The sequence below is a fragment of the Streptomyces sp. NPDC001700 genome (genome assembly GCF_053596435.1).
Genome location: NZ_JBSFGE010000011.1, coordinates 294,173 through 301,215 on the forward strand (window position 1 = coordinate 294,173; position 7,043 = coordinate 301,215).

The following is a 7,043-nucleotide window of genomic DNA, read 5'->3' on the forward strand; positions in this document are numbered from 1 at the left end:
GCGGGCCCCGGCCCCGCAAAGTTCATAGGGGAATGCTCGCGGGGCCAGGGGTGGGCGGACGGTGCTTTTCAGCCCAGCTGCGCTTTGTAGCCGATCTGCTCGTCCAGGCTCAGCTCTTGGCACATGAACCACAGGTCGGTGATCTTGCCCTCGTCGTCGAAGTGCGGCACGCCGATCTCGTCCCACTCCACCCGCTTGCCCGTGGCCGGGGCACCGGCGAACGTACCGGAGTGCAGCGCGCTCATGCGGTACTGAAGCATGACGGTGTTGCCGGAGCTCACGATGTCGCGGGTCTCCCCGGTCTGCTCCGCCTCCTGAGCCGTCCGTCCTCCCGGCAGGCTCATTTCCTCCTTGGGCGGCCTGGATAGGACCCGGCAGGGCAGAGCGGGACGTCGTTTTTAAGCAGGGCCAGGCGCACGGTTGCGAGGCTCGTGCCTTCCCGGTCAGCTATGTCCTGTAGCGACAGATGGCGTTGCTCGTACCACTTTCGCCATTGCCCGATGCGGGTGGCCGTGTGCTGGGTGCGGCGAAACCGAGGCGGGCTCCAGTCGACCGGGTTCCGCGACAGCAGGTAGATGACGTGCGCCGTGGTGGTGTTCAGAGTTTGCGCGACGCGGGCTGGGGAGAAGTCGTCGACGGGCAGGGCCTGGTGGAGCCGAGTTGGGGTGATGCTGTCCGGGTCGGGCCCGGGGAGTGCGAGGTGGTGCAGAGTGCGGGCGGGGAGCCGGGGCGTCCACTGGAGCGGTTCGTCGATGCAGTGCTCCTCGAGGAGTGCGTGCGCGGTTTGGGTGAGCAGGTCGGCTTCGGCGGGCAGGATTCGCCAGCGGAAGCGCTGGTACTGCTGGCGCTGCGCTCCGGCGGCCGGTGCGAGTTCCGGGTGCGCGAGGTGCGGTGGCGAGCCGGTCAGGGTGTGGAAGATCCACCGCTGCGCGTGGGTGGCATCGGGGCGGTGGTTCGAGCGCAGGCGGCGCTGCAGGTCGCTCCAGCACTGTGGGTCGATGAAGTGGGCCCGTTTGGCGAACAGGGCCCGGCGGTGGGCGTAGTCGATGGGGGAGCCGTGGGCGTCGAGGTGTTCGGCCAGGAGGATCAGCGCGTGCAGGACGCCGGCGCAGTCGCTGCGGCGGGTGAGGTCGGCGAGGAGCGTGGAGACGTTGTGGAGCGGGTGTGGGAAGAGCGAGGTGAGGCGGTCCGGGGTGCTCAGAGCGTGATGCAGGGTGCCCAGGACCTGTGTCATCTCTGAGACGTGGGCGGCAGGATGCTGACATGCCTGTTGCTCACATGGTGGTGACCGAGAGCCGTCGCTATCGCCGAGTAGCGATGCCGTGAGCAGCAAGGCGGTCATCCGTGTGGCGCGGAGTTATGCGGAGGGGGAGTACGAGCGCTCGGGCGTCAGCGCGCCTCGTGGCTGTGCCGAGTGCGACGACTCAGACCAGCAACAGGCGCAGTGAGACGAACGGCAAGGGTGTCACGGCGGTGGACAGTGGCAGATAGCCGATGCGGGTCGCAGACGTCTTTCACTGGTTGGTCGGGGAGGAGTTGTGCCCAGTGATGGTCGCTGCTGAGGCGACAGACGCGTGTGGCGACGTAGCCGGTGTCAGTGCTCCAGACACGGGCGCCGTTGGGGGTGAAGGTTGCTAGGGCCTGGCCGTTGGGAGAGAAGACCGCCTTGGGTTGGCCCTCCTCCAGGGTGGGGTCGGTGAGGGTGGCGTGCAGGCGAGGGTCGTGATAGTCCCACAGCTGTACGCTGCCGTCGTTGATGTAGGTCGCGGCGAGTGTCACGTGGTCGGGGCTGAAGTCCACCCCGAGGATGGGGCCGGTGTGTCCGCGCAGGACGGAGAAGGTGCGGCGGGTTGCGATGTCCCACACCCGGATGGTGCCGTCGTCGTTGCCAGCGGCCAGGCGGCCCCCGTCGGGGCTGAAGGCGAGGGCCATGTCGGCGTTCTTGGGGCCGGACATGGGTGAGGCGGCCTGCCCGGAGCGGGTGGTCCACAGGTACGTGGTGCCGTCGGATCTGATGGCGGCCAGAGCATGGCCGTCGGGCCTCAGAGCAAGGGCCTTTACTGAGCGGTGTCCGCGCAGGACGGCTGTGGCGCGGCGGGTAGCGACGTCCCACACCCGGATGGTGCCATCGTCGCTCCCGACGGCCAGGGTGTTCCCGTCAGGAGTGATTGCCAGTTGCCACATAAAGCCGTTGCCCGCCGGGAGAGTGGCGATGTGTCTGCCTGTCGCCAGGCTCCATACGCGTACGCGACGGTCGTGACCGGCGACCGCCACGCTGTTGCTGCTCGACACCGATGTGGCGAAGGATTTTGGGGGGTGAATGGGTGTGGGGCGGGTGCGCGGTCTCGCTGTGGACCAGCGGGGGACCTGAATGTCGTAGTCGACTCGGAGGAAGGCGTGGCGGTCTGCGAAGGTGGGCTGTGACGTGATGGTGCCGGAGCGTCCGGTCAATGTGGCGACGGGTCGGCGCGAGGTCACGTTCCACAAGCGGGCGGTGGAGCCTGGGCCTGTGGAGGCCAGGGAGCGGCCGTCGGGGGAGAACGCCACAGCGTAGACGGGCGGCCCTACGTTCAGCTTGGCCAGGGGCTTGCGCGTTTGCGGTCGCCACAGACGGATGGTGCCGTCCATGCTCGTGCTGGCCAGGGTGCGGCCGTCGGGGGAGAACGCTACGTTGAGCACCATGTTGGTGTGGCCGGACAAGGTCGCGAGCAGGCGGTGGGACTGTACGTCCCACAGCTTCACGCTGTGGTCATTGCCCGCGGTGGCGAGGGTGCGGCCATCAGGGGAGAACGCCACTGTAGCGACGGCGCCGGTGTGGCCGGCTAGGACGGCGAGGGTCTTGCGAGAAGCCACGTCCCACAGGCGGGTCGTGCGCCCGCCGTCCGCGCTGGCCACGGTGTGGCCGTCAGGTGAGAACGCTACATACGTCACCGGATCGGTGTGTCCGGTGAGGAGGGCGCGTTGCTGGTGTGTGCGTGCGTCCCACAGGCGCACCGTACGATCGCGGCTGGCGGTGGCCAGACTGCGGCCATCGGGGGAGAACACGGCCCCATCCACCAGGCCCGTGTGGCCGGTCAGGGTCGCCAGGAGATGGTGGGAGCGGGTGTCCCATAGTTTGACGCTGTGGTCATCGCTCGCGGTGGCGAGGATGCGGCTATCGGGGGAGAACGCCACCGCGTTGACGCTGTCGGTGTGGCCGGTCAGGGTCGCCAGGAGATGGTGGGAGCGGGTGTCCCACAGTTTGACGCTGTGGTCGTCGCTCGCGGTGGCCAGGATGCGGCCGTTTGGCGCAAAGGCTGTCCCCGTCACCGTCTTGGTGTGCCCGGTGAACTGGTTGGCGTAAAAGCGGGCGTAGGAGCTGAGCAGACTGCTGCGCGCTTCCCTGGTGGGGGCCTGTTGGTATCCCTGGAGCGCGAGGATCATGGCCTCCTCAGGGGACTGTTCGCTCACCTGCCCGGCACGGGCGCCTAGTTCACGAGACACAGCCAGACGACGCTGAGTGTCGGCAGCGGCCGTCTTTTGAACGGCGACGGTCGTCGCGCCCAGCGCCAGAAGGAGCAGCACACTGAGGGTTCCCACGAGCAGATGGGTACGACGGGTGCGCCACTGGTTGGCCGCAGTAGAGGCGCGAAGAAAGTCCGCCTCCCTCGCCGTCAGTTCGCCCCTGTGCTCGGAAGTGTGGAAGGCATCTTCGGCCTCGGCGAGCTCCACGCCCCGTAGCAGCGCCCCGCTGTCGCAGCCGCGATTGTGCCAGTTGCGGGCGGCTTCAGTCAGACGCCGGTGGCGGCGCAGGCGCTCACGGCTATCCTCGATCCATCCGCGCAGCCGGGGCCACGCGGTAATCAGTGCTTCGTGGGCGAGGTCGACGGTGGTGTTGTCCAGGATGACCAGCCGGGTGTTGGCCAGGCGGTGGAGCACGGTGTCCGCGTCCGGGTCTGCGCGGGTGGTGGTGAGCTCGGCCTGGTCGACGGGGCGGCGGGTGTCCGGGGTGCCTTCGCCCGGGCTGATCATGCGCAGCAGGATGCGGCGGGCTGCTTCGGCCTGGGGTGGGGAGAGCTGGGTGTAGAGGGTTTCGGCGGTCTGGGCGATGGCGCCGTGGATGCCGCCGGCGGCTTCGTAGCCTTCCAGGGTCAGGGCGCGGCCGCGGCGGCGGCGCCAGGTCTCCAGCAGCGCGTGCGACGTCAGCGGCAGTTCCCCTGGCTCCTGGCCGGCCTCTTCGATGAGGCGGGCGGTCAGTGTCCGCTCCACGATCAGCCCTTCGGCAGCCGCGGGTTTGACAATCACCTCACGCAGCTCCTCCGGTGTCATCGGGCCGACGGGCAGACTCGCCTCCCCAAGGACCGCAGCCAGACCCTCGTACTGAAGACAGCGGGCATAAAAGTCCGCCCGCACTCCCACCACTATCCGCAGCCGGCTTCCGGGGTCCTGGGCCGACAGCAGCAGGCTGATGAATTGCTGCCGCTCCGCCACATCTCGACAGAGAGTGAATACCTCTTCGAATTGATCCACCACCAGCCACGTATCTCCCCCTCCCGCAGACGGGGTGAACAGCTTCTGGTGATCGTGCACCGGTCGGGGACCGGGCGTGAGAATGCGGATCGCCGCCGGGCGCAGTGCCGGGTCTTCGGTGTCCTGTAATCGGGGGATGAGTCCAGCGCGGAGGAGGGAGGACTTACCGCTGCCGGAAGGGCCGAGCACCATGACGCACCGGTGGGCTCCGGTCAGGGCGGTGAGGTTGTCTGTGAGGCGGGTTCGGCCGAAGAACCGTGCGCTGTCGCTGGGTTCGAAGCGGGCCAGGCCACGGTAGGGAGGATCTGCTGACTCCTCGTCCGTGGCCTGGGGCTGAGCGGCTTCTTCGTCGCGGGCGGTGTGCCATCGTTGCTCCCACTCCGCCTGGTCCCCGCCGCATGCCTTTGCATAGGCCAGAGCGACTGGCAGGGTCGGGAGTCGGTCACCTCCTGCGGCTTGTGACAAGGTCGCGGCCGAATACCCCGCATGACGTGCCATGCTCCGGTAGCCGGGGGCTCCTGCCTTGTCGCGGAGCTTGCGCAGTTCGTGGGCGAACCGCGCGGTGGGCCCGTCTTGCGGATCGATCGGCTTCTCCGGACGCCCCACTCGCCCTTCCCTTCCCTCGAGCAGTCCGTCTGCTCGTAACAACACACCCTAAGAACCGTCTGGCGGCCGCGACAATTGCGCCGACTGTGAAGGCTGAATGCGACCGGATGGATCAGAACCGCTCAGACGGGCTGTCGAGCAAACCTGCGGTGGCTGAAAACGAACTCGTCGCCGATCGCGGCCGGGCACTCACTAGCCCACCACCCTCACCATCGCCAGTCGCGGTGCCCGGCCGGGTCGGCGACGACCGCCGACCCGCTCGCTTTGGAACGCCAGGATGTAGTCGTACCACCGCGGGTCCCGGACAAGGAGATCCTGTCCGGACCCCGCTCGGTCTGTACGAATGCCAGCGGCGCTCGCTCACGCCGCGGCGGTCTCCCCCTCCTTTCCCTTCACCAGGGTGGCGAGCGGGGGCTGACGGGCGTGCGTGGGCGGCGGCCGTCTGGTTGAGGTGGCGGTGGGGCTCAGCAGCCCTTCACCTTGTTGACCTTGGCGGGGTAGCTCCACCAGTAGTGCCGCGTGTGACCCTTGCTGATCTTCCGACATTCGAAGTCGCTGGCCTGGTCGAGGATCACCTTCACGTGCTTGGCACGCTTGCACTTGTTCTTGATGTACAGGTGGTCCTTGTAACCGGAGAAGTTGGTCTTGAACTTGACGCACTTGGGAACGTTGACACGGTCAACGTGCGCCATGATGCCCACCCCGGCAGCCTGGGAGCGCTGAGCTGCTGTGGTCCCGCCCGTATCGGCGGGGGAGGCGACCGCGGTGGAGGCCGGGCCGACCAGCGTGCCCATACCCACGCAAACTGTCGCTACGGCCAAGCCAAGCTTCTGCTTCATGATCTTCTCCTCTGTGTCGTGTGCAGATTCCTGCGGATGCTGGGACACCCCTCCTGGAGGGCATCCCGAACTCCGTCCGCCGGCCGTTTCGCCCTTCCCCCGCAGAGAGCGAAGCGGCCGGCGGTGACTTCAGCTTCGCCGCTCCTCGGAGTTGTTCAGTAGCACCTGGCCTGCATTAATCAATCGGCCGGAGCATGGCCGGGGGCTGCACGTGGTGTTGGGGGCTTCCTACGGTGGAGCGCTCGGAAGAATGGGGGAGTGGTGTGAGGCGTCCGGAGAGGCCTGTTGATCCGCAGGCCGGGCCGGTGATGCGTTTCGCTTATGCGTTACGCAAATTGCGTGCGGAGGCGGGGACGCCGTCCTACCGCCGATGGCCGAGCAGGGGGAGCATCGGGCTGCCTCTCTGTCGCAGGCGGCCTCGGGGCAGCGGCTGCCGACGCTGCCGGTCCTGCTCGCCTACGTGCCCGAGGACCCCATCGCTCACGGCGAACTGTCCGCTTTGACCCGGCGTTTCGCAGAGGTCGCAGAGAAGAACGACCGCGGGTTCGGGATCACCGAGAGCGACCTGACCCCGGTGCGTATCCAGATCGGGGATCTCGACCAGAAGGCCGGGAACCTTGACTACAAGGTCGACCAGCTGAAGGGCGACCTCGAAGAGCTCGGTCAGAAGATGGACCGTAACCAGGCGCAGATCGTCGGACTGCTCAGGGGGCGTGCCGAGCCGCGGATCGTCGCGGCCTCGGTGAGCACGACATGGAGCGAGGCAGCATGAGCGAGGCCGTCGCTGACGGAGACGGCCCCCTGATCCCGCAGCTCAAGGCGACCGCAGAGGAGCTGCGTGTCGCGCTGGTGCGGATCGCGCCGAGCCAGGTTAACGCTCGGAGGGGGGTTTGTTGGTGGGCCGAGTGTTTGTTGGCCTGCGGTGTTGTGGGTTTGTTGAGAGGCGGGGTTGGCGGTTGGGTCGGGGTGGGCGGGGTGTGTGAGCTGGGCGTAAGGTGGTGGTAGTGCACCAGCCATTCGTCGAGCAGGTCCTGGAGCTGGGGGACGCTGTAGCAGGTGTCTTGCTCGGTGTCGGGGCCGCGGCGGGTG

Annotated in this window: 5 protein-coding genes; 1 reads left to right on the top strand and 4 read right to left on the bottom strand. The window is 67.7% G+C overall.

Features of this window, described 5'->3' with window-relative positions:
* Window positions 1–68: 68 nt before the first annotated feature.
* The 4 genes from ACWC5C_RS22450 to ACWC5C_RS22465 form a co-directional block, all read right to left on the bottom strand.
* Entirely contained in the window at window positions 69–344 is a 276-nt protein-coding gene (locus ACWC5C_RS22450) for an ester cyclase (protein ID WP_450877840.1), read from the bottom strand.
* Entirely contained in the window at window positions 341–1,234 is an 894-nt protein-coding gene (locus ACWC5C_RS22455; protein WP_450877842.1) for a hypothetical protein, read from the bottom strand. The genes ACWC5C_RS22450 and ACWC5C_RS22455 overlap by 4 nt, the downstream gene beginning before the upstream one ends.
* Window positions 1,235–1,389: 155 nt before the next feature.
* A complete protein-coding gene (locus ACWC5C_RS22460) occupies window positions 1,390–5,115 on the bottom strand; it encodes an nSTAND1 domain-containing NTPase (protein ID WP_450877844.1) in 3,726 nt (1,241 codons plus the stop codon).
* 464 nt (window positions 5,116–5,579) lie between these two features.
* A complete protein-coding gene (locus tag ACWC5C_RS22465; RefSeq protein WP_450877846.1) occupies window positions 5,580–5,954 on the bottom strand; it encodes a hypothetical protein in 375 nt (124 codons plus the stop codon).
* A gap of 370 nt (window positions 5,955–6,324) precedes the next feature.
* Here ACWC5C_RS22465 and ACWC5C_RS22470 point away from each other — a divergent pair, with 370 nt between their 5' ends.
* Window positions 6,325–6,726 carry a hypothetical protein gene (locus tag ACWC5C_RS22470; protein ID WP_450877848.1) on the top strand — a complete coding sequence of 134 codons (402 nt, stop codon included), beginning with the start codon at window positions 6,325–6,327 and terminating at the stop codon, window positions 6,724–6,726.
* Window positions 6,727–7,043: the final 317 nt, after the last annotated feature.